The sequence below is a fragment of the Paenibacillus sp. S-38 genome, assembly GCF_049942825.1.
Lineage (GTDB): Bacteria > Bacillota > Bacilli > Paenibacillales > NBRC-103111 > Paenibacillus_G.
The window spans coordinates 631,043-651,646 of record NZ_CP187970.1; the positions used below are offsets into that span (position 1 = coordinate 631,043).

Below are 20,604 nucleotides of genomic sequence, written 5' to 3' on the forward strand. Positions count from 1 at the left end.
GAATGGTACAAAGCAGGACAGCCGCAATACTCGGCTATTACCCTTCCTACAGGTATGCACAAACATGATAAAGTATTATGCGGAGAAAGCTGCCAAGAGCCAGAGGGAGATAGAAGGGGAAGGAAAAAGTGACGCATGGAGGCAAAGAAGGCAAGGATTGAAGGCAGCTATGGAAAACGAGACAGGAGGCATAACACATGCTCGTGCAGGGAGTTGACGGGCTGCCCCTTAAACGGTGTCCCCAGCGCTTCACACCGAAAGCTAAGGCAGGATGACGACATGGAGACAACAAGGACGTTCGGAAGCCAAGAGGGCATAGAAGGCATGCACATACTTAGACACATAGGTAGGCTATAAGCACGAGCATCCCACAGGGAAGTGAGGGTAGGGGGGGGAGGAGGGAAAAGAGGCACATAGAAGGCACATGCCATTACAACGAACACTGTTGTACAGCGGTAGGATGGTCGAAATGAGGGGGGCGGGTGATCATGCCGGTTAAAGTAAAGCGCGTGCAAATCAGAGGGGCCAAGATGGGTGGTGGCGGAACTAAGAAGATAGAAAAACAGCCCCCTGCAAGCAGGAGGCTGTTGGGAATGCGATGGCAATCACAGGGTGATGCTTGAAAGATTGATCTACTCCGTAGCAACGGATTGATCAGCCTGCAGGTTCACCGGAGCGATCCGGACGAAGTTCGCCTGGAGGTTAGCCAGCAGACCTTCGATCGTTGCTGCGGCTTCCGTTTGGCCGGATTTCGTAAGCTCTTCCAGGTAAGCGCCGAGCAGTTCGTTCAGATCCTTGGTGCTTTGAGGTCCGATCTGTTCGATCTTCACTTTGGCACCTTTGGCGATACGGCGCTCGATAGCCGCTTGATCCAGTCCCATCTCAGGAACGAGGCGCTGGTAGATTACGCCGCCGGTCATCCCTGCGCAGATCCATGGACCTGGGTCGCCGAGAACCACGGCACGGCCGTTGGTCATGTACTCGAACGCAAAACCCTTCAGGTTCGCACGGGAGGCGAGGCCGCCCAGATCGTCACGGAGCGGAGTGGTAATCTCGCCGCCGAAGACAACGTCTGCGCCCGAGAAGCGGATGCAGGCACGAGTATCGGCATTGCCCTGGATCAGGAACAGACCCTTCTGAGCGCCGTAACCGAACGATTTACCAACGGAACCGTTGATAAACTGCTTGTGCTTGCTCGGTGCCTTCAGGATGGCAACCTTGCCGCCGAGGGACATCTTACCGACGCCGTCTTCCGCACCGCCGTGTACCGTGATGTCTACGCCGCGGGCGTTGAATGCGGCCAGACCGTTGCCCGGTACGGAACCTTCAGTCATCGTGATGTTCACCGCAGGCAGGCTGTCGTAGCTGCCGTCAAAGCGGTCTCTTACGCGGTGGCTCGCATAGCGTGCCCCGAGAATACGGGATTCGGCATCGACTTTGCTCCAAGTGCGTTCAACCGGTGCATGGAACGATACGGCATCCGGGAAGAACTCTTGGCCTTCGGCGCCGGCAGCGATCCGGATATCGGACGATACGGCAGCAGCCACTTCGGCATGAGCTTCCTGCGCAGCAGCAAAGGAGAGCGGAGCCGGACGGAGCAGGTCGGACAGGTCGATGCGCTCGAGGTGCGAGATCTGCTGGAGCAGGTCGGAACGGCCGACGAGTTCCTGCAGGTTCTTGAAGCCGAGCTGGGCAACGGTTTCGCGAACCTCTTCACCGATACCGCTGAAGATACGGACAAGGCCGTCTACGGCGAGATCGTACACACGCGGTACGAAGCGGCGAAGACCTTTCTCTTCGGCTTCTTCCATGGAGTCGATCTGCGTAGCGATACCTACGTGGCAGGTATCCAGGTGACATCCGCGGCAGGTCGTACATCCGATGGACTGCATCGCGATGGAACCGAAGCCGACACGGTTGGCGCCGAGCATAACCATCTTGACGACGTCCTGACCGGACTTCATGCCGCCGTCGGACCACAGTTCCACGCGGTGGCGAAGGCCTGCGTCGATGAGGGCCAAGTGAGCGAGCTTCGTTCCGATCTCGGTAGGCAGACCTACGTGCGTGATGGAGTGAATACGCGCCGCACCCGTACCTCCGTCGAAGCCGGAGAGCGTGATGACGTCTGCGCCGGCCTTGGCTACGCCGACGGCGATGGTGCCGACACCCGGTACAACCGGAATCTTGACGATGATCTGTGCCTTGCGGCCGGAAGCTTCCTTCAGCTCCGAGATGATCTGTGCCAGGTCCTCGATCGAGTAGATATCGTGGTTGTTGGATGGCGAGATCAGATCGGAACCGATCGTGGCGTTCCGTGCTGCTGCGATCTTGGCCGTAACCTTGGAGCCCGGAAGGTGACCGCCTTCGCCCGGCTTCGCGCCTTGACCGATCTTGATTTCAAGGAACGCTACGGCATTCGCCAGCTCGACGTTGACGCCGAAACGGCCGGAAGCGACCTGCGCACCGCGCGTACGCTTGTATTTGCCGAGCATGTCTTTGATCTCTCCGCCTTCGCCGTTCATGGTAACCATGTTGAGGCGTTCGCCGGCTTCGGCGTAAGCGCGGAAAGCTGTTTCGTTCTGCGAGCCGAAGGACATCGAGGAGATGAGCATCGGCAGGCTGTGTCCGCCGATACCGATCTCGACCTGCGACGGGTCAAGCGGCTTGCGGCCTTCGCTGTGCGCCTTCTCGAAGTCGAATCCGGCAACGTGACGGATCGAGATGGCGTTCTTCTTCTCTTCGTCACGAAGCTTGTCGCGGTAGTCCGTGTAAGGAGCCGCACCGGAAGCTGCGTCGCCGAGAGCCTTCCACATGCGCTGGAAGAAGCGGAAGTTCTTCGCCGCCTTGGCTTTCGGGTTTGTGAAGTCGTTGTAGCGCGCTTCGGCTTCGGCTTCGAGCTCGGCATACCCTGTGCCGGCCTTGTCGCTGCCGAGGTAGTTCACGATATCGAGCACGTCGGCCAGCTCTGGCTTGAGGCCGATGGACGAGAAGAAGCGGGTGTAGCCGCGCAGCTCGTGCGTACCGATCGTGGAGATGACTTTCTCCAGACCCTTCATGAGGGCCGTGAATACTTTGCGAGCTGCCGGCGCGCCGTCTTTGGAAGCAGCGGTAGCGAACATAATGTATGGAGACAGAACGTCTGCGCCAAGGCCACAGGCCACAGCAATGTCATGCAGGTTGCGGATCGCCGCGCTGCGCAGGACGATGGTCGTCTGGCGGCGCAGGTTGTCGCCGAATCCGAGCTTCTCGGCTCTAAGGGCAATATCAACCTTGGAGACAGCCAGATGTGGATCCATCCACAGACGGTCGTTCTGATGCGCTTCGCTGTCGTCGAGGACAACCAGCATAGCGCCGTTCTTCACAGCACGGACCGCTTCAGCCGCCAGCTCATTCAGAGCCGCTTCCAGCGAACCGCCGCGAGGGAACGTCGTCGACAGCACAGCAACGCTCTCACCGTTCGGGCCGCCGAAGAGGTTCACGAGCTGCTCCAGGCTAGGCTGCTTCAGCTCGGCCAGAGAATCGATCCCGTTGCTGCCTTCGAGCACGACAGGGTACAGAATCTCCACGCGAGGGCGGGCATCCGGCTCGCCGTATACTTTCGGACGAGGACCGACAACGACGCGTGTGGAGAAGTGCTCCATTTCGCGGTCACGGTCAATCGCCGGGTTCGTAACGACAGCTACGCTTTCCTTGATGAAGTCCGGAATGTTCTGACGCTCCCATGCGAGGGCCGCATGCGGGCTGTCGTGACCGAGGGAACGGATCGGCTCGGCGCCGGTTTCGGCAGTCGACTCGATCATCGTGATCCCGTCGCGGTCCCAGCCGAACGAGCTGTATACGGCATCGTTAGGTACAACGTCAGCCGATGGAGCCGATTCGCTAACAGCTACATCCTGTACGAGGTGCTTGCGGAGGCCGTCCAGACCAACGCGTGCCGAAGCGCGCTTCAGTACCAGGTTCTGCACTTCGTAGTAAGGGATAACCTGGATATGCTCGCCCGGTGTCAGCACCACGCCGATTTTCTCGCCCGGTGCGATCGGCTTCGGATCAGCAACCATCTCGCCGACGGTGATCACGCCCTGCTCGGAGGAGAAGTACAGCGAAGTTTCGCTCTCCACCATCCATACCGGACGAAGACCGAGGGCATCGACGCTGAAGATACACTCGTTGCCGTAGCGGGATACGATACCGGCAGGACCTTGGGCGAAGTGGCCCCATGTCTGGCGGTAGTAAACATAGAGATCCTGCAGCTCCGGACGGAACAGCTTCATCTCGTTGTGGATCGGCGGGAAGACGACTTCCATCGCTTCGAACAGGGACATGCCGGAGCGGTGAATGAACGTCTCGATCGTACGGTTCATGTCCTGGGAGTCACTGCCCCCGTCGACGAGCGGTACGCCGACCATGTCGGCTTCGATGCGCAGCTTCTTCACCGTGTTGATCTCGCCGTTGTGGCCGAGAAGGGAGAAGGGCTGAACGCGGAAGAAGCTCGACTGGGTGTTCGTGGAATAACGGTTATGTCCGATCGTGACCTGAGCTGCGAACAGCGGGTCGCGGGTATCGTTAAAATATTTCGGCAGGATGCTTGCGGCACCCATGACCTTGTAAGCCGCAGTCACGTTGCTCAGTGTGGCGACGTGCACGGTGTATTGATCTTCGATCGCAACATGAAGCTCAAAGAGGTGATCGGCAACTTTCACTTCCTGCTTCTCGCAGAGGCCGGCGATCTGCCAGAACGTAGGCTCGTCATTGCGGCCGTTCGGACCGAGGACGGAGCTGTCCACCTGGTTCTCCTGCTCCATCAGGATGGAGACACCGAACTTAGCGAACAGGGCGCGGATGCCTTCCTGCATCTGGGCAACCGTCAGGTCGAGCTTGCGCGGCACGAAGATGTGGGCTACGGAGAAACGCTCATCGTATGCAAGCTTGCCGTCGAGGCCGTTCTCCTGGAGTTTCTTCTCCCAGAGGGCTCTCGGGATATCCGTCAGGATCCCACAGCCGTCGCCTTCACCGTTGATGAATCCCGAACGATGCTCCATCTTAACAAGAGCTTCAATCGTTTTCTGGATGTTGTCACGGGATGGGAAACCGTCTTTCTCTACAATACAAATGATGCCGCAGGAGTCATGTTCGGTGGCCAAGAGATTCTGAAAACGGCCTTCATCACGCATAACTTGATTCATTCTAGTGGTCAGCAGGCTGACCGTCACCTCCCATGTAATTAAGTTGCGGTTTCGTCCATAATAGAAGGTTCTGTACATGATCTTAGAAAGTATATAGCAAGGCTCTATACCGGCTCTAAATCATGGGGACGAGCTCCTAACGCCTCAAGCCGCGGAAGGGCACCGGACCCCCGATGCTGCTGCAAAGAAAGCGGACAAAGCCAAATGGGCAGAATGGATGAATAAAAATACAATTATTCTGCATAAATGGCGCTGCCGACGCGCCCTTACACTCATAATCGGGTAAGAACACTGGGCCATAATTAAAAAAATAAATGTGCCCAAGTCGACAAAATGAGCGCATATCCTCGTGGCTATCATGGCGAAAACCTTACAATTAGCCGATGATATTGGGTTATAAAGTAGTTATAGGATACCATGAAAATGTTACTTAGACAATAGAACATTCGGCAAAGGAACCAATTGTAAGCGTTATCTATTGTGCATACGTGGTGAATAAAGGCAATTTTCTTGCGATTTTGTGTGTTCTATAAAAAACGAACGAACTATTATCATATAGTGATAATAGTTCGTGATTGTAGTGATAAATATTTTTGTTATGGGCAGGGGGTTATTTCATGCGGGAGAAGGCGCGGCTTGCCGCTTCGATGGTGTAAGCAATATCCGCTTCGGTATGCGCGGTTGTCGTGAACCAGGCTTCGTACTTGGAAGGGGCCAGACAAACTCCCTCGGCCAGCATACGGCGGAAAAAGGAGGCGAAGCTCTCGCCGTCGGTATCCTGCGCTTCCTCATAGTTGGTCACCGGATGGGAGCAGAAATGCGTCGACAAAGCGCCGCGGATGCGGTTGATTGTCAGCGGAATGCCGTGCTCCGCTGCCGCCGCGGCAAGTCCCTCCTCCAGCATCGCGCCGAGCCGGTCGAGGCGCTCGTAGGTGCCCGGCTCGCTCAGAGCCTCCAGGCAGGCGATGCCGGCCGAGATCGAAGCGGGGTTGCCCGCCATGGTGCCGGCCTGGTAGGCCGGACCCAGCGGAGCCACCTGCGACATGATCTCCGCCCGCCCGCCGTAGGCGCCGATCGGCAGCCCGCCGCCGATGATCTTGCCTAGCGCCGTCAGGTCGGGCTCGATGGCGGCGTAATCGGTGCCCGCCGGAAGGCCGGCGAACGTGGAGGCGGCGCCGTAATGGAAGCGGAAGGCGGTGATGACCTCGTCGTAGATGACGAGGGAGCCGTTGCGCCGGGCCGCGCCGCACAGCGCCTCGAGGAAGCCGGGCTGCGGCATCACCATGCCGAAGTTGCCGACAATGGGCTCGACCATCACGGCAGCGACATCATCGCCCCAGCGGGCGAGCGCTTCGTCCAGCGCCTTAGGGTCATTGAACGGCACGGTGATCACCTCGTGCGCGATGGAGACCGGAATCCCCGCGCTGTCCGGGATTCCGAGGGTGGAAGGGCCTGAGCCTGCGGCGACGAGCACCAGATCCGAATGGCCGTGGTAGCAGCCGGCGAACTTGATGATCTTGCTGCGGCCGGTGTAGGCGCGGGCCACGCGGATCGTCGTCATGACGGCCTCCGTGCCGGAGTTGACGAAACGGACCTTGTCGAGCGAGGGGATCGCTTCCTTCAGCATGCGGGCGAAGCGGATCTCAAGCTCGGTAGGCGTGCCGTACAGCGTCCCGTTCTCGGCTGCACGCACGATGGCCGCTGTGACATGCGGATGGGCATGGCCGAGGATGACCGGGCCGTAGGCTGCCAGGTAATCGATATACCGGCTGCCGTCCTCATCCCAGAAGTAGGCTCCCTGCCCGCGCTTCATAAAGACGGGGGCACCGCCGCCGACGGCCTTGAACGACCGGGACGGCGAGTTGACGCCGCCTACGATATGCTGGAGCGCTTCTTGATATAAGGAAGAGGAGCGCGGCCTGGCGTCCCCTGCGGATGATTGCTGACTCAGCTGACTCATATGTATAACCCTCCCAAACGATTCTCTTCTATAGTGAATGGAACGGAAAGACGCCCCGAAGCGGGGCGCCTCCCAGTCCATATTCTTCATTATAAGCGATCGCCGCGAGAAGGGGAAACGCGCCTTCCTTACACCTGCGGGGCGTGGGTCAAGCGTCCCCGGAGCATGGTGACGGCCTCTCCGGCGATCCGGATGCGTTCACCGGTCTTCTCGAGGTGGAGCACCCCTGTTCTCGAGGAGCACTGGAGTGCCGTCATCCGTTCCCGGCCCAGCTTGCCGTGCCAATAAGGGAAGAGGGAGCAGTGCGCCGAGCCGGTGACCGGATCTTCAGGGATTCCCAGGGACGGGAAGAAGCAGCGGGAAGCGAAGTCATAGCGCTCCTCGGACGAGTGGGAGGTGGCGAGCAGTCCGCGGTACGGCAGTGCCCCAAGCAGGGCATAATCCGGGCTCAGGCTGAGGACCGCCTCCTGCGAGGAGAACTCCAGAATGAGATCGTCGCCATCCGTAGCCGCTGCGGAGGGAAGAATCCCGCCGAGTGTTTTCCGGAGCTGTTCCGCCAGGTCATTCTCTTCCAGGGAAAGCTGACGGACCGGCTTCAAGGGGAAGTCGAGCGTAATCCGTCCGTCCTCGTTCCTCTCCGCCTTCAGCAGGCCGCTACGGGTATGAAACTGCAGGACGGTCTGCGGATCGGCCAGCCCTCGGTCCCACAAATAATGGGCACTGGCCAGGGTGGCATGGCCGCACAGATCCACTTCGACCGCCGGAGTGAACCAGCGCAGCCGGAAGCTGCCGTCCTCCTGCTTCCAGAGGAAGGCGGTTTCGGACAGGTTCATCTCCATGGCGACCTGCTGCAGCCAGGATTCCGCCGGCTGCACCTCCAGCAGGGTGACGGCTGCCGGGTTGCCGCGGAACGGGCCCTCCGCGAAGGCGTCGATGATGTGAATTTCAGGCAGGGAAAGGGATGGGTGGGATTCGGATAGGGATTCTGACATAGGGGAACTCCTCCTTGGGATTAAGTAAAATTGACTGCGTTATGGAGAAGTGTAACAGAGGCGAAAGCGGGGAGAAACAGTACAGTGAAACAGTTGAGCTCATAGCGGGGGCGGGAAGACTCGGACCCTGCAGCTGGCGGAAGGGCAGGGGCAGGCCAGCAATCGCTGCCTACCAACCTTCCGGAAGAAAGCCGCCAAGCGCTTTGGGGACAAGAGGCCGATCCGGCATAAAAAGAAAAAGAGGCCGGACCGGCCTCCTTATCAAGCAGCTTCTTCGCTGGTTCAATCCCGTTTACGATTTCTTAACACCATGGAACTTTCACCGCATGTATCATTTGGGACATAAACCGATGGCCGGTCACTGCTTCTTGGTCGAGCTTGTCCCGGCCGCGGATGTGCCGCTGCCGCTCTTTGTTCCGGTTTTCTCGGCCGGAGCAAACGGATCGCGTCCTTCGAACAGGGCTTTGATATAGTTCTGGAGTTTCTCCTTGTTGACGCTGATGACTTCGGCGCCGCCCACCCGCTTCTCCACCACCAGCTCCGTCGGAGGAATCTGGGACGAGACCATGCCTTCGGTCTTCGCTTCATAAGCGAGTGTGCCGAGTTTCAGCATATCGGTGGTCGTCAGATTGGTCGAGATATAAGGATCAATGCTGTTCAGCACCTTGGGCAGCCGGATAAGCGATCCGGTCGACTGCATCTTGACCGCTACCGCCTGGATGAACTTGCGCTGGCGCTCCGTCCGCGAGAAGTCGCTAAGCGCATCGTGGCGGAAGCGGACGTACTGCAGCGCCTTTTTGCCGTCGAGCTGCTGAAGGCCCTTCTTCAGGTTGATGTCGTACTCGTGTCCGTCGGCGGAATCCTTGTACTTCATGTCCTTCTCCACGTCGATCTCGATGCCGCCAATGGCATCAATCAAGGCGATGAAGCCTTTGAAATCCGTATACACATAATACTGAACCGGAATGCCGAGCAGATCGCTGACCGTCTTCATGGCCAGATTGGGCCCGCCCGTGGCGATAGCCGTGTTAATGCGGTCGTCGCCGTGACCGGGAATTTTGACGTACGTATCCCTCAGGATCGAGAAGAGGTAGGCTTTCTTCGTGACAGGGTCGATCGAGGCGACCATAATCGAGTCGGAGCGCGGAATCTCGTTCTTCTTCAGGCCCCGGGAGTCGCCGCCGAGGATCAGCACATTCACCCGCTGCTTGCCTTCCCACTTCGGCGGGGTGTAAGATTCGTTAGTAGCCACCTGCTTGGGGGTGAGTCCTCCCCATTTGGGTGAAGCGGGATCATCCTGGATATGGTTTGCGAAGCGGAGAAAAGAATATGTAAAATAACCAATACCGACAAGCAAGATCGTAATCAATAAACCAAAAGTCCATTTGAGCGTACGGGCCATATTCGATCGGTTCCTTTCTTGAAATATCAGAATGCTTCGTGCTGTGGAGACTTCGGGTTTCTGATATTTAGTGGGCCGGTGCACACCGGCTGTCCGTCAAGCCTCAGCAGAATCCTGCAGGCGTGGGAAAGGGACTGTGCTGCTCTGACCGCATCGTCCGAAGCAAGGTACCGGGAGCGGATACCGGGAGAAGGGCATGCTAACCCTACCTATAACATTTGGAGCGATCGTCCGTGTCATGCGCAGGTTCGGGTAAATCCAATATGACCCATTATAAAAGCTGGGGACGCATCCCTGCAAGCTTCGGCAAAATATGACAGAAAGGCGTGTTGGCATTGACGCTGGCTATTGATGTCCAAGGACTCCGCAAGGAGTTCATGGTGCAAAAAAACCGCGAGGGGCTGAAAGGGGCCGTTCAGGATCTGTTTAGAAGAGAGTATAACCAAGTTCGCGCCGTAAAAGACATCTCCTTCCAGATTCCCGAGGGGGAGATCTGCGGATATATAGGAGAGAATGGAGCGGGCAAGTCGACCACGATTAAGATGCTCACTGGCATACTCGTTCCGACCGCCGGAGAGATCCGCGTGAACGGGTACATCCCGTATAAGGAAAGGGAGAAGTTCGTCCGCGGCATCGGCGTTGTGTTCGGACAGCGAAGCCAGCTGTGGTGGGACCTCGGGGTGGTGGAATCGTTCCAGCTGCTGAAGAAGGTATACCGTGTGGAAGACCCGGATTACCGCGAACGACTGGCCGAGCTGACGGACCGCCTGCAGCTGGGAGAGCTGCTGAACCGTCCGGTGCGCAAGCTGAGCCTCGGCCAGCGAATGCGCTGTGAGCTCGCGGCTTCGCTCATTCACAATCCGAAGATTCTATTCCTAGACGAGCCGACGATCGGTCTCGATATTGTGGTGAAGACGGAGATTCGCGAATTCCTGAAGTCGATCAACCAGCGGTTCGGTACGACAATCCTTCTCACGACGCACGATCTGCAGGATATCGAGGCCCTGTGCTCCCGGGTCATTATGCTCGATGACGGCCGCATCATCTATGACGGAGGCCTGGAGGAGCTCAAAGCCCGCTGGGGCAAAGGCAAAGAGGTCATCCTCCGCTTCGCGCAGCCGGCTTCCCTCCAGCGGCTGAAGGAGCTGACGGCAGGGCTCGAGGTGCATTGGTCCCTCGAAAACGAGATGACGGCAAAGGTCTGGATTCCGCAGGAGCAGGCCGGCGTGTCGGAAGTGCTCGGCCGCGTGGTGAATGCTGTGGCGATCGAGGACATCAAGATTATTGAGACAACGACTGACGATATCGTCCGGGAGATCTACAAGTCGGGGTCAGCGGAGACGAAGCAGGTTAGGGAAATGGAAGTGACGCTTCATGGGTAGCGCCTATTTTGAGATCATCCGAATGCGGTTCCTCATGATGCTGGCCTACCGGGTGAATTACTACAGCGGCATCATCATCTATTCGCTGAATATCGGCGCTTATTATTTCTTATGGAAAGCCATCTACGGCAGCAAGGAAGTGCTGGGGGGACTGACCTTGACCCAGATGACGACCTATGTGGCCGTATCCTGGATGGCGCGGGCATTCTACTTCAACAATCTGGACAGGGAGATCGCCAATGAGATTAAGGACGGCAGCGTGGCGATCCAGTTCATCCGTCCCTATAACTATATTATCGTAAAAATGATGCAGGGGCTCGGAGAAGGCTTGTTCCGGCTGCTGCTGTTCTCCACGCCGGGCATGGTCATCGTCTCGCTGCTCTTCCCGGTGAAGCTACCGACCGATCCCGGTGTATGGCTCGTGTTCCTCGCGATGCTGTTCCTCAGCTTCCTGATCAACACGCAGATCAACATCATCACGGGTCTGTCCGCGTTCTTCCTCGAGAACAATGAAGGGCTGATGCGGATGAAGCGGGTGGCGGTGGATCTGTTCTCGGGGCTCGTCGTGCCCATGTCGTTCTTCCCCGAGTGGTCTCAGGGTCTTATCAACCTGCTGCCGTTCCCGGCGATCACCTACCTGCCGGGCTCTGTCTTCACGGGGAAAGTGGCGGGCATCGGGGCATGGAATGTGTTCGCGGTTCAGCTCGTCTGGTTCGCCCTCCTCATTATTCCGCTGTTCATACTCTGGCGGGGCGCGCGTACGCGCCTGTTCGTGCAAGGGGGCTGACGCGCATGAGATTCTATGGGGGACTCGTATTCGATTATCTCAAAAACTACATGAAGACCCGGCTCACCTACCGCTCCGACTTCTGGATCGAGGTGCTGTCCGACCTGCTGTTCAACGGGCTCAACCTGTTCTTCATTCTGGTGGTCTTCGGCCATACGGCCGCGATCGGAGGGTGGAACGAGCAGCAGATTCTGTTCATCTACGGCTACTTCATGGTGCCGTACGGCTTGTTCATCACGTTCTTCAACCTGTGGGGCTTCAGCGAAAAATACATCGTCAAAGGCGAAATGGACCGCATCCTGACGCGGCCGGCCCACAATCTCGTGCAGCTTATGCTCGAGAACATGGATCCCTCCTCGCTGTTCTCAGCGCTGGTCGGCTTCCTCATCATGGGCTACTCGTGGACCCAGCTGGACCTGGGCATGATGTGGTACGATCCGCTGGTATTCGTACTGCTCGTACTCGGCTCTATGATGATCTACGGGGGCATTTACATTTTCTTCACCGCGCTCTCGTTCTTCTCGGATTCGCCGACCGGCATCACCGCTCTGCTGTGGAATCTGCAGAATTACGGCCGCTATCCGATGACGATCTACAACCGCGGCCTCTCGCTGCTGCTGACTTGGGTGCTGCCGTTCGGCTTCGTGGGCTTCTATCCGGCGGCTTACTTCCTTGACCGGGAGAATTGGGGGGCCTTCGCGCTGCTGACTCCGGTCGTCGGCGCCGTGTTCCTGACCTTCGGCCTCGCCGTATGGAATTACGGGGTCAAACGGTACCGCGGCGCAGGCTCTTAATCCGGCTGCAGCCATGCGTGAGAGATAGAGTTTTGGGTTTATGAGGCTAGGACTCAGAGAGCTTCCTTCGGGAGGCTCTTTCTTTTTGAAGCACCGGATTCGGAAGAGCAAGGGAGGAAATTTAATCCATTATTAAGGTTCTTTTAAGGTTCCCGTCATGCCGGGTTCATAGATGGCAGGTATGCTGGAGAGGTAAAATCAACCGGCTTCGGTCATCCCCTCCGTCTATTCGGGACCGTGAATCCCGCATGGGCGGTATTTGTGCTGAGGGGGAGGAAGGGCGGCTTGACCTGCCCCAGACCGATAAGAATAAACCGCATGGGAATGGCGAAGTCCGGATCTGACTGAAAAGGGGAATGCATAATGATACGTATCGTTATTGCAGAGGGCCAGAGGATGCTGCTCGACGCTTTGGCTGCCATGATTTCTCTCCATTCCGATTTTGAGGTCGTCGGCAAGGCATCTACTGGAGAAGAGGCATTGAAGCTCATCGGATTAACCCGTCCCGATCTATGCATAACGGACATTCACCTGCCCGGGATGAGGGAATTGGAGTTGGCGGAGAGGATCAAGGGCGGCGGCTGTAAAGTTGTTATTCTGACGGCCCTCGTGCAGGTGGGCTATTTTGAACGGGCCATTCAGGCGGGGGTGAGCGCTTATCTGTCCAAGGCCAGCGGGAGCGAGGAATTGATTAAGGCGCTTTACAGCGTCATGAGCGGACGGCGCGTCTATACCCATGAACTGCTGGAAGAGAGCACTGCAGAGGTGAATCCGCTGACCGAGCGGGAGAAGGAAGTGCTTCTCTTGGTGGCGGGAGGGAAAACCACGCAGGAAATCGCAGGTGAGCTTCATCTCTCCAAAGGCACGGTGCGCAACTACATATCGGGAATTCTTGACAAGCTTCGGGTGAAGAACCGGATTGAAGCCATTCTCCGAAGCAGAGAGAAGGGTTGGCTGGACTTGAAGAGGGAAGCGGGCCTCGGGTATGCTGTAAAGTGAAAGTCACCGTCTGCCATGGAGCAGGCGGCGCAGGAGAAGGAGACCGCTTTATGACAGCAGTGATTGGACAGCCTGCACCCGAATTCCGGCTTCCCGCGACGGGGGGTACGGACGTTTCTCTTTCGGATTTCAGAGGACGCCCCGTTCTTCTGTACTTTTACCCCAAGGACATGACCCCGACCTGCACGAGCCAGGCCTGCGATCTGCGGGACCGCGCGGCCGAATTCAGCGGAGCGAATGCCGTCATTCTCGGCGTCTCGCCCGATCCCGTCAAGCAGCATGAGAAGTTCCTGGCCAAGTACGGGCTGCCGTTCGTCCTGCTCTCGGACGAAGACCATGCCGCGGCCGAAGCCTACGGGGTGTGGCAGCTCAAGAAGCTGTACGGCAGAGAATACATGGGCATCGAACGCTCGACGTTCATTATCGACAAGGACGGGCTGCTCGTGAAGGAATGGCGCAAGGTGAAGGTGAAGGGGCATGTGGATCAGGCCCTGCAGTACATCAAGGAGCATCTGTCCTGAACGGATGCCGGAAGGCCGCTCTTACGGAGTGGTCTTTTTTGTTTTTTGGCACGATAAACGGCTTCGCCGATATAAATGGTTGGATTTTAAAAAAAGGGTAGGAGGATGGCGGGGCAAGAGGTACACTGGAGGAAGGGATTGGAAGTCCGGCGGTTCGCTTGAGCGGCTGCCGGTGAAATAGCATAGGAGGAGATAGGGAAGATGCGTATCGTGGTGCTGGATGGGTATACCTTGAATCCGGGAGATCTCGATTGGGGGCCTCTGGAAGCCTTGGGCGAGGTAACCGTGTATGAACGCACCCCCGCGGAGCAGGTAGTGGAGCGTGCGGGGGCGGCGGAGATCGTGCTCACGAACAAGACGCCGCTGACCGCCGGGATGATCGCCCGGCTGCCGAAGCTGAAGTATATCGGTGTGCTGGCGACAGGATACAATATCGTGGATACGGCTGCTGCAGCCGAACGGGGCATTCCGGTGGCGAATGTGCCGGACTACAGCACGGATTCGGTAGCGCAGCTGGTGTTCGCGCTGCTGCTGGAGCTCACCCTGCATGTAAAGCTGCACAGCGATGCGGTTCATGCGGGCGAGTGGACCCGGAGCGCGGACTTCAGCTTCACGAAGTCGCCGCTGCTGGAGCTCACCGGTCGGACCTTCGGTGTTCTGGGCTTCGGCCGTATCGGGCAGAAGACGGCAGCCATCGCCAAGGCCTTCGGCATGAACGTCGTCGTCAGCGGCAGGCAGCCGAAGGCTGTTCCGGGCTTCGAGGAGGTGCCATGGGTGCCGGTGGACGAGCTGTTCGCCGTCTCCGATGTGCTCTCTCTGCACTGCCCGCTGACGCCACAGACGGAAGGGATCGTGAACCGGGAGCGGCTCCGCCGGATGAAGCCCGCCGCCCTGCTCATCAATACGTCCCGCGGCGGACTCCTCGTGGAGCAGGATCTGGCGGATGCACTGAACGATGGCCGGCTTGCCGGCGCAGGGCTCGATGTACTGTCGGTGGAGCCGCCCGGGGAGAACCAGCCGCTGCTGACCGCACGAAACTGCCTGATCACCCCGCATATCGCATGGGCGACCGTGGAGGCACGGACGCGGCTGCTCGGCCTGGCGGCGGACAATGTGGCGGCTTTCCTTGCAGGGACGCCTCGCAATGTGGTGAACGCCGCGAGGTAAGGTACAGGCCAGGCAAGCCGGGGCAAGCTCAGAAGAGAACGGGATAGTCCATTCCAAAGCTGGGGAGTGATTTTGTTCATGAGTCTCGATCGGGAAAAAAGCATTCGGATGTATATCGGTACATACAGTGAGGAAGGCGAGGATTCGCTGTTCCTGATTACGATGGACAGAGAGACCGGAGAGCTTCGGCGCCAGGCGGCGTATGCCGAGGTACAGAGCCCCTCGTTTGTCATCCGCAGCGCGGCGGGAGACCGGCTGTACTGCGTAAGCGAAATCGATATCGAAGGACGCACCGGCGGCGGGGCCGCCGCTTACCGGATCGATCCGCTGACGGGGGAGGCGAGCTTTCTCGGCAGACAGGACGTCCATGGGGCGGCCCCCTGCCACTTGGCTCTGGCTCCAGGAGAGCAGACGCTGGTAACCGCCAATTATTCCAGCGGCAATGTATCCGTCTTCGGCATCGGCCCAGGCGGAGAGCTGCTGGAGCTGGCGGAAACGCACCGGCACACCGGGAGCAGCGTCCGGGCGGACCGGCAGGGAGAGCCCCATCCCCACTGCGTGGTGATCCGGGAAGGCTTCGTCTACGTACCGGATCTCGGCAAGGACCGGATCGTCACGTACCGCCTTGCGGCAGATGCGAAGGAAGGGCTTCTGATACCGCACGGTGAAGCGGCCGTTCATGCGGGGGCCGGTCCCCGGCATCTCGTCTTCCATGAGACGCTGCCGTATGCCTATGCGGCCAATGAACTTGACTCGACGGTAGCGGTATTCGCCGCTGCTCCGGCTGAAGGAGAGCTGGTGGAGCGGGAAGCGGTATCCACCCTGCCGGAGGGCTATTCGGGAGAGAGCCATGTGGCGGATATCCATATCCATCCGAACGGGCGGTACCTCTATGTGTCGAACCGGGGGCATGACAGCATCGCCGTGTTCGAAATCGACCAGGGGACGGGGGCTCTCCGTGCGGTACAGCATCAATCCACGCTCGGCAGCTTCCCGCGCAGCTTTGCCGTGACGCCGGACGGAAGATTCCTGCTGGCGGCCAACCAGAACTCGGGCTCCGTCGTCGTGCTGCGGATCAGCGAGGAAGACGGAAGCCTGAGTCCGGCGGGCCGGGAGCTTGCCCTGCCGAAGCCGGTGAGCATCCGGTTCCTGCCATAGCGGCGGGTACTGCCTAGAGCCGGTAAACATCGGCAGGGGCACAAGAGGACGAAGGGCCGCAGGTCCGATACTTATAGGTATTGGAAGGCGCCTCCACTGCATCGCATGGGCATATCCTAAAGCGCTGAAAAGGGGCGTATTCCATGGCATTAAGGTACTTAGAAATCCGCATCCTCAGTGCATCGTTAGCATGGAAGAACCTAGGCGCCCTGTGGTGCAAAAACGCAGATAGACAGGCGCCTTCCAAGGCATAAAAGCTTCCGGTCCCCCATATAATCTAGTATTTCCAGAATACTAGATTATACGGAGGGATTTTTTTATGGCGGGCAGAACGCAGGCGGCATTATCCGCAGTAACCCGGCAAGCTGCAATCGTGGCGTTAGGCATCATCCTGCTTCTGCTGCTCTTTCCAGGAACGCTCCGGGCCATGCCCGAAGAGAACGGGAACGAAGTGTACTCCACCTTACAATCCGGCAAGCGAGTCGCGGCCGACGGGCATTATACCGCTGCCGGCAAGCCTACCGTCTACCTCACGTTCGATGACGGCCCGAGCCATTTGACGCCGAAGGTCCTCGACGTGCTGAAAGAGGAAGGAGTGCCGGCCACCTTCTTTGTGCTGGGAGAGCAGGTGGAAGCCAGACCCGAAGTGGCCAAGCGGATTGCCGAGGAAGGCCATGTGCTGGGCAACCACACGTACAACCATGTGTACCGCGAAATTTACAGCGACTTCTCCGTCTTCTGGGAGCAGCTGCAGCATACGGAGCGGGCGGTACAGGAAGCGGCAGGTGTCCGGCCGCGGCTGGTCCGCGCTCCGGGCGGCACGTTCGGAAACTTCGATGCCTTCTACTTCTATTATCTGGAACAGGCCGGTTATCAGATTTATGATTGGACGATCGACAGCTCGGATGCCCGAAAGAAGGGTGTGACAGCTGATGAAATATACGGAACCGTAGCCCGGGGACCATTCCCGAACGAGGCGGTCGTGCTCATGCATGACAGCGCGGGCCACGAAGAAACCTTGAAAGCGCTGCCGAAGATCATCCGGCTGTTCAAGGAGAAGGGATATGCCTTCGCTTCGCTGACACCGGAGGTGAAGCCGCCGCAGTTCTCTACGGGGAAGGTCAAATGGGCCCGGAGCATCACGCCGCAAGGCCATGCGGCCCGGCTGGCCGAGATGCGGCAGATCAGCTACGTCTGGCACAGCGAACCGGCCGGGGAAGTGCCGGCGGTGCTGCCCGCGCCGCCGAGCGTGCTCGCCTCCGGTACCACGGAGCCGGAGGCGCCGGGACCGGACCGGCTCGACGTCGTGCTGGGCTCGAAGCGTCTGACGCTGGCCAAGGGGGCGTTCGAGGCCGGGGAGGGCGGCTACACGGTGCCTCTGCGGGAACTGGTGGAGGCGATGGGGGGCGAGGTCCAGTGGAACGGGAAGCTCCGCACCGCGACGGCCCGCTATGCCGGGCATGCGGCCCAGTATGATTTTGACCGTCTGGAGCTTCGCTTGTACCGTCCCGGCGAGGAAACGAAGGTAGTGCCGCTGCCGGAGATGAGGCTGAAGGACGGAACAGTCACGGTACCGCTCGAAGGGACGTTGAAGCTCTTCGGCAGCCGGATTCTCTCTACCGTAGATGCGCAGACCATGGGGGAAGCCGCGGAGGTGAGCGCCATACTCTACGGCAACTGGTGGCGGCTGCAGCCCTATGGGGTCCCTGTCCTGAAGGCGTCGGGGCAAGTCTAAACTCTCTCATATCGGGTCATACTGGAGAACATAGACTGCGAGATTCGGGAGGCTGTGCCCCCGCTTGGATTCTCGCACAAACGCTAGGAGGTTCCAGTGCCATGACCCATTCCCCCTTTGCTCCGGATTCACCGCAGGCTCTTATCGAGAAGATTATTTATCAGGTTGAGAAAGTGATCGTAGGCAAACGAGATGTTGTGGAAAAGCTGATGACCGCCCTGCTCTGCGGGGGGCATGTGCTCCTTGAGGATGTGCCGGCGTCGGCAAAACGATGCTGGTGCGGGCGCTGGCCCGGGCCGTAGACGGCAGCTTCAAACGGATCCAGTGCACACCGGATCTGCTGCCCTCGGACCTTACGGGCGTGTCCGTGTATAACCAGCGTACGGCGGACTTTGAGTTCCGGCCGGGCCCGCTGCTCGCACAGATCGTCCTGGCCGACGAGCTGAACCGGACCTCGCCCCGGACGCAGGCGGCACTGCTGGAAGCCATGGAAGAGAAGCGGATCACGGTGGACGGCACGACTTACCCGCTGCCCCAGCCGTTCTTCATTCTGGCGACGCAGAACCCGCTGGACTTCGAAGGCACGTATCCTCTGCCGGAGGCGCAGCTCGACCGCTTCCTGCTCAAGCTGAGTCTCGGCTATCCGGGCCCCCGCGAGGAGGTCGAGATGCTGGGGAGGATGGAGGAGATCCATCCGCTCGCCGCCGTACGGACGGTCGTGCTGCATGAAGAGTTCACCGCTTTGCAAAAAGAGGTTCGTACCGTCCACGTAGATGAGACGATCAAGCAGTACATCGTCGGGCTGACGACGGCTACGCGCACGCATGCCGATGTGGTGCTCGGGGCGAGCCCGCGGGCTTCCATCGCGCTGATGCAGGCTTCCCAGGCCCTGGCTTTCCAGCGCGGGCGGGGCTACGTCATCCCCGACGACGTCAAGGAGCTGGCGGTGCCTGTGCTGGCCCACCGGCTGATGCTGGCACCCGGGGCGGCGGCAGTGGGCCGCACCGCCGAAGGAGTGGTTGACGCTATAGCCGGAACGGCTGCGGTGCCGGTACGCCGGCCTGCGGCAGGCTAGCGAGGGACGACGGCCATGCGGAGCGTGCTGTTGTTCTTGGGCTGGCTGGCGGTTACAGGCTGGTCTGCGGTCTGGGCCTTTCTCTGGGGAGGCCGTACGGCTTGGTTTACGGTCTATGCGATGACCTTCCTGCTTCTGTACGCCGGAGGGCTGCTGTGGTCGGCACGCCAGGGGGTCCGGGTGAAAACGGATCGGGGAAGTGAGGAGGCGCAGCGGTCCGTAGATCGGCCGGACCGGGCTGTGGACCATGGAGACCCGGTACACCTAAGATATCAGGTGCGGCTATCCGGAGGCTGGGTACCGGGGATCTGGGTGCTACTGGAAGAAGCCTGGGTGCATCAGGGCACCGGGGAGCGGCTCTTGGTGCGGATGGCGGCCCCTCTGCAGCGCAGCGGCGCGGAGCTTCACGGGGGACTGCCGCCGCTCAGGCGGGGCTGCTACCGGCGCGAGGCGCAGGAAGTGCGGCTGAGCGACGCGTTCGGGCTGCTGCAGATGAAGGCGGGGAGCCTGGAGGAGGGAAGCGAAAGGCCGTCTCCCGTTCAGGCGGGTAAGGCGGAGGTGCAGAAGAAGAGCGGAGTGCCCGGCTGGTTTAGCGCTGAGGATCAAACCGCAGTGAAGCCGGGTGGCCGGGCAGCCGCTTCGGAAGGGAATGAGCCCGGCGGCGGAGAGATCTGGGTGCTGCCCCGGTGCCTGGGCGCTGCGGCATGGCCTGCCGGTTCGCTCGGCGATGGCCGGCCGGTCCGGCGCCTGGCCTGGTCTGCCGCTGAGGTGCCGCAGCTGAGCGGCACCCGGCCTTACGCGCCGGGCGATCCGCTCCGCCGGATCCACTGGCGCAGCAGTGCGCGCACGGGCGACCTGCGCGCGAAGGAGCTGGAGCCGCCCGGCCCGGGCCGGCAGCTCGTGCTCTTGGACGCGGCCGGAGCCGGGGGGAGCGAAGGAGCCGCCCTGTGGGCGGATCCTTTGCTTACGGCGGCGGCGGAGGCCGCGGCCGGGCTCTTGCGGCGCAGCCTCGCCGAGGGGCGGCGTGTGCGCCTCGCGGTGAGCGACGCGCACGGCAGCGCCGCGGAGGCGCAGGGCAGCGCCCGCCTGGCCGGGCTGCTGCGCCTGCTGGCGGCGGTGCCGCGCGGCGGGGCGGCCGCGGATACGGGCGGCGGAGGCTTCGCCGCGCTCGTGCTGCGCGAGGCCCGCTCGGCCGGCGGCGGCGCGCTCACGCTTGTGACGGCGCGCGCCGATGCGCAGCTGCCGCAGGTGCTGCGCCGGCTGCCGAAGGGCAGCGCCGGCGTGGTGTTCGTGCACGGCCCGGGGGAGCTCCCGGACCCGGTGCACGCGTGGAAGCGGCAGCTCGAGGCGCTCGGCTGCCCGGTAACGCTGCTGCCGGCCGGGACGCCTGCGTTCCCCGCGCCGGCTGAGGAAGGGGGTGCCCGCCATGCGGTATGGGGCACCTAAACC

General features: G+C 60.0%; 13 protein-coding genes and 1 pseudogene. 10 read left to right on the forward strand and 4 right to left on the reverse strand.

Annotated elements, in window-relative coordinates:
• Positions 1–632: 632 nt before the first annotated feature.
• From ACP26L_RS03050 to ACP26L_RS03065, 4 genes are all read right to left on the reverse strand, one after another.
• Complete coding sequence (locus ACP26L_RS03050; protein WP_426454799.1) at positions 633–5,171, reverse strand: glutamate synthase-related protein; 4,539 nt, start codon at positions 5,169–5,171, stop codon at positions 633–635.
• A 622-nt stretch (positions 5,172–5,793) separates the two neighbouring features.
• On the reverse strand, positions 5,794–7,143 hold the full coding sequence (locus ACP26L_RS03055; protein WP_426451045.1) for a glutamate-1-semialdehyde 2,1-aminomutase: 1,350 nt from the start codon (positions 7,141–7,143) through the stop codon (positions 5,794–5,796).
• A gap of 128 nt (positions 7,144–7,271) precedes the next feature.
• A complete protein-coding gene (locus ACP26L_RS03060; protein ID WP_426451046.1) occupies positions 7,272–8,135 on the reverse strand; it encodes a PhzF family phenazine biosynthesis protein in 864 nt (287 codons plus the stop codon).
• 358 nt (positions 8,136–8,493) lie between these two features.
• The gene (locus ACP26L_RS03065; RefSeq protein WP_426451047.1) at positions 8,494–9,537 is read right to left on the reverse strand and encodes an LCP family protein; all 1,044 of its coding nucleotides are present in this window, start codon (positions 9,535–9,537) and stop codon (positions 8,494–8,496) included.
• Positions 9,538–9,914: 377 nt separating this feature from the next.
• Between ACP26L_RS03065 and ACP26L_RS03070 the strand changes: the two genes are divergently transcribed.
• The 10 genes and pseudogenes from ACP26L_RS03070 (at position 9,915) to ACP26L_RS03115 (ending at position 20,601) form a co-directional block, all read left to right on the forward strand.
• Entirely contained in the window at positions 9,915–10,919 is a 1,005-nt protein-coding gene (locus ACP26L_RS03070; protein ID WP_426454800.1) for an ABC transporter ATP-binding protein, read from the forward strand.
• Positions 10,912–11,706 (forward strand): ABC transporter permease, encoded by a 795-nt coding sequence (locus ACP26L_RS03075; protein ID WP_426451048.1) that lies wholly within the window; start codon positions 10,912–10,914, stop codon positions 11,704–11,706. The genes ACP26L_RS03070 and ACP26L_RS03075 overlap by 8 nt, the downstream gene beginning before the upstream one ends.
• Positions 11,707–11,711: 5 nt before the next feature.
• Complete coding sequence (locus ACP26L_RS03080) at positions 11,712–12,500, forward strand: ABC transporter permease (protein WP_426451049.1); 789 nt, start codon at positions 11,712–11,714, stop codon at positions 12,498–12,500.
• Positions 12,501–12,863: 363 nt separating this feature from the next.
• The gene (locus ACP26L_RS03085) at positions 12,864–13,499 is read left to right on the forward strand and encodes a response regulator (RefSeq protein ID WP_426451051.1); all 636 of its coding nucleotides are present in this window, start codon (positions 12,864–12,866) and stop codon (positions 13,497–13,499) included.
• Positions 13,500–13,549: 50 nt separating this feature from the next.
• Positions 13,550–14,020: a thioredoxin-dependent thiol peroxidase gene (gene bcp, locus ACP26L_RS03090; protein WP_426451052.1), complete on the forward strand. Its 471-nt coding sequence runs from the start codon at positions 13,550–13,552 to the stop codon at positions 14,018–14,020.
• Positions 14,021–14,221: 201 nt separating this feature from the next.
• Positions 14,222–15,187, forward strand: a complete 966-nt coding sequence (locus tag ACP26L_RS03095; protein ID WP_426451054.1) for a D-2-hydroxyacid dehydrogenase — start codon at positions 14,222–14,224, stop codon at positions 15,185–15,187.
• A gap of 78 nt (positions 15,188–15,265) precedes the next feature.
• Positions 15,266–16,345 carry a lactonase family protein gene (locus ACP26L_RS03100; RefSeq protein ID WP_426451055.1) on the forward strand — a complete coding sequence of 360 codons (1,080 nt, stop codon included), beginning with the start codon at positions 15,266–15,268 and terminating at the stop codon, positions 16,343–16,345.
• Positions 16,346–16,664: 319 nt separating this feature from the next.
• Complete coding sequence (locus ACP26L_RS03105) at positions 16,665–18,080, forward strand: polysaccharide deacetylase family protein (protein ID WP_426451056.1); 1,416 nt, start codon at positions 16,665–16,667, stop codon at positions 18,078–18,080.
• 101 nt (positions 18,081–18,181) lie between these two features.
• Positions 18,182–19,155, forward strand: a pseudogene (locus tag ACP26L_RS03110) (AAA family ATPase).
• 15 nt (positions 19,156–19,170) lie between these two features.
• The gene (locus ACP26L_RS03115; RefSeq protein ID WP_426451057.1) at positions 19,171–20,601 is read left to right on the forward strand and encodes a DUF58 domain-containing protein; all 1,431 of its coding nucleotides are present in this window, start codon (positions 19,171–19,173) and stop codon (positions 20,599–20,601) included.
• Positions 20,602–20,604: the final 3 nt, after the last annotated feature.

Bases quoted from the DNA above. Each gene is read 5' to 3' on its own strand.
- ACP26L_RS03055 (WP_426451045.1), bottom strand. From the start codon at position 7,143: ATGAGTCAGCTGAGTCAGCAATCATCCGCAGGGGACGCCAGGCCGCGC.
- ACP26L_RS03100 (WP_426451055.1), top strand. From the start codon at position 15,266: ATGAGTCTCGATCGGGAAAAAAGCATTCGGATGTATATCGGTACATAC.
- ACP26L_RS03060 (WP_426451046.1), bottom strand. From the start codon at position 8,135: ATGTCAGAATCCCTATCCGAATCCCACCCATCCCTTTCCCTGCCTGAA.
- ACP26L_RS03070 (WP_426454800.1), top strand. From the start codon at position 9,915: ATGGTGCAAAAAAACCGCGAGGGGCTGAAAGGGGCCGTTCAGGATCTG.
- ACP26L_RS03105 (WP_426451056.1), top strand. From the start codon at position 16,665: ATGGCGGGCAGAACGCAGGCGGCATTATCCGCAGTAACCCGGCAAGCT.
- ACP26L_RS03085 (WP_426451051.1), top strand. From the start codon at position 12,864: ATGATACGTATCGTTATTGCAGAGGGCCAGAGGATGCTGCTCGACGCT.
- ACP26L_RS03095 (WP_426451054.1), top strand. From the start codon at position 14,222: ATGCGTATCGTGGTGCTGGATGGGTATACCTTGAATCCGGGAGATCTC.
- ACP26L_RS03075 (WP_426451048.1), top strand. From the start codon at position 10,912: ATGGGTAGCGCCTATTTTGAGATCATCCGAATGCGGTTCCTCATGATG.
- ACP26L_RS03080 (WP_426451049.1), top strand. From the start codon at position 11,712: ATGAGATTCTATGGGGGACTCGTATTCGATTATCTCAAAAACTACATG.
- ACP26L_RS03065 (WP_426451047.1), bottom strand. From the start codon at position 9,537: ATGGCCCGTACGCTCAAATGGACTTTTGGTTTATTGATTACGATCTTG.
- bcp (WP_426451052.1), top strand. From the start codon at position 13,550: ATGACAGCAGTGATTGGACAGCCTGCACCCGAATTCCGGCTTCCCGCG.
- ACP26L_RS03115 (WP_426451057.1), top strand. From the start codon at position 19,171: ATGCGGAGCGTGCTGTTGTTCTTGGGCTGGCTGGCGGTTACAGGCTGG.
- ACP26L_RS03050 (WP_426454799.1), bottom strand. From the start codon at position 5,171: ATGCGTGATGAAGGCCGTTTTCAGAATCTCTTGGCCACCGAACATGAC.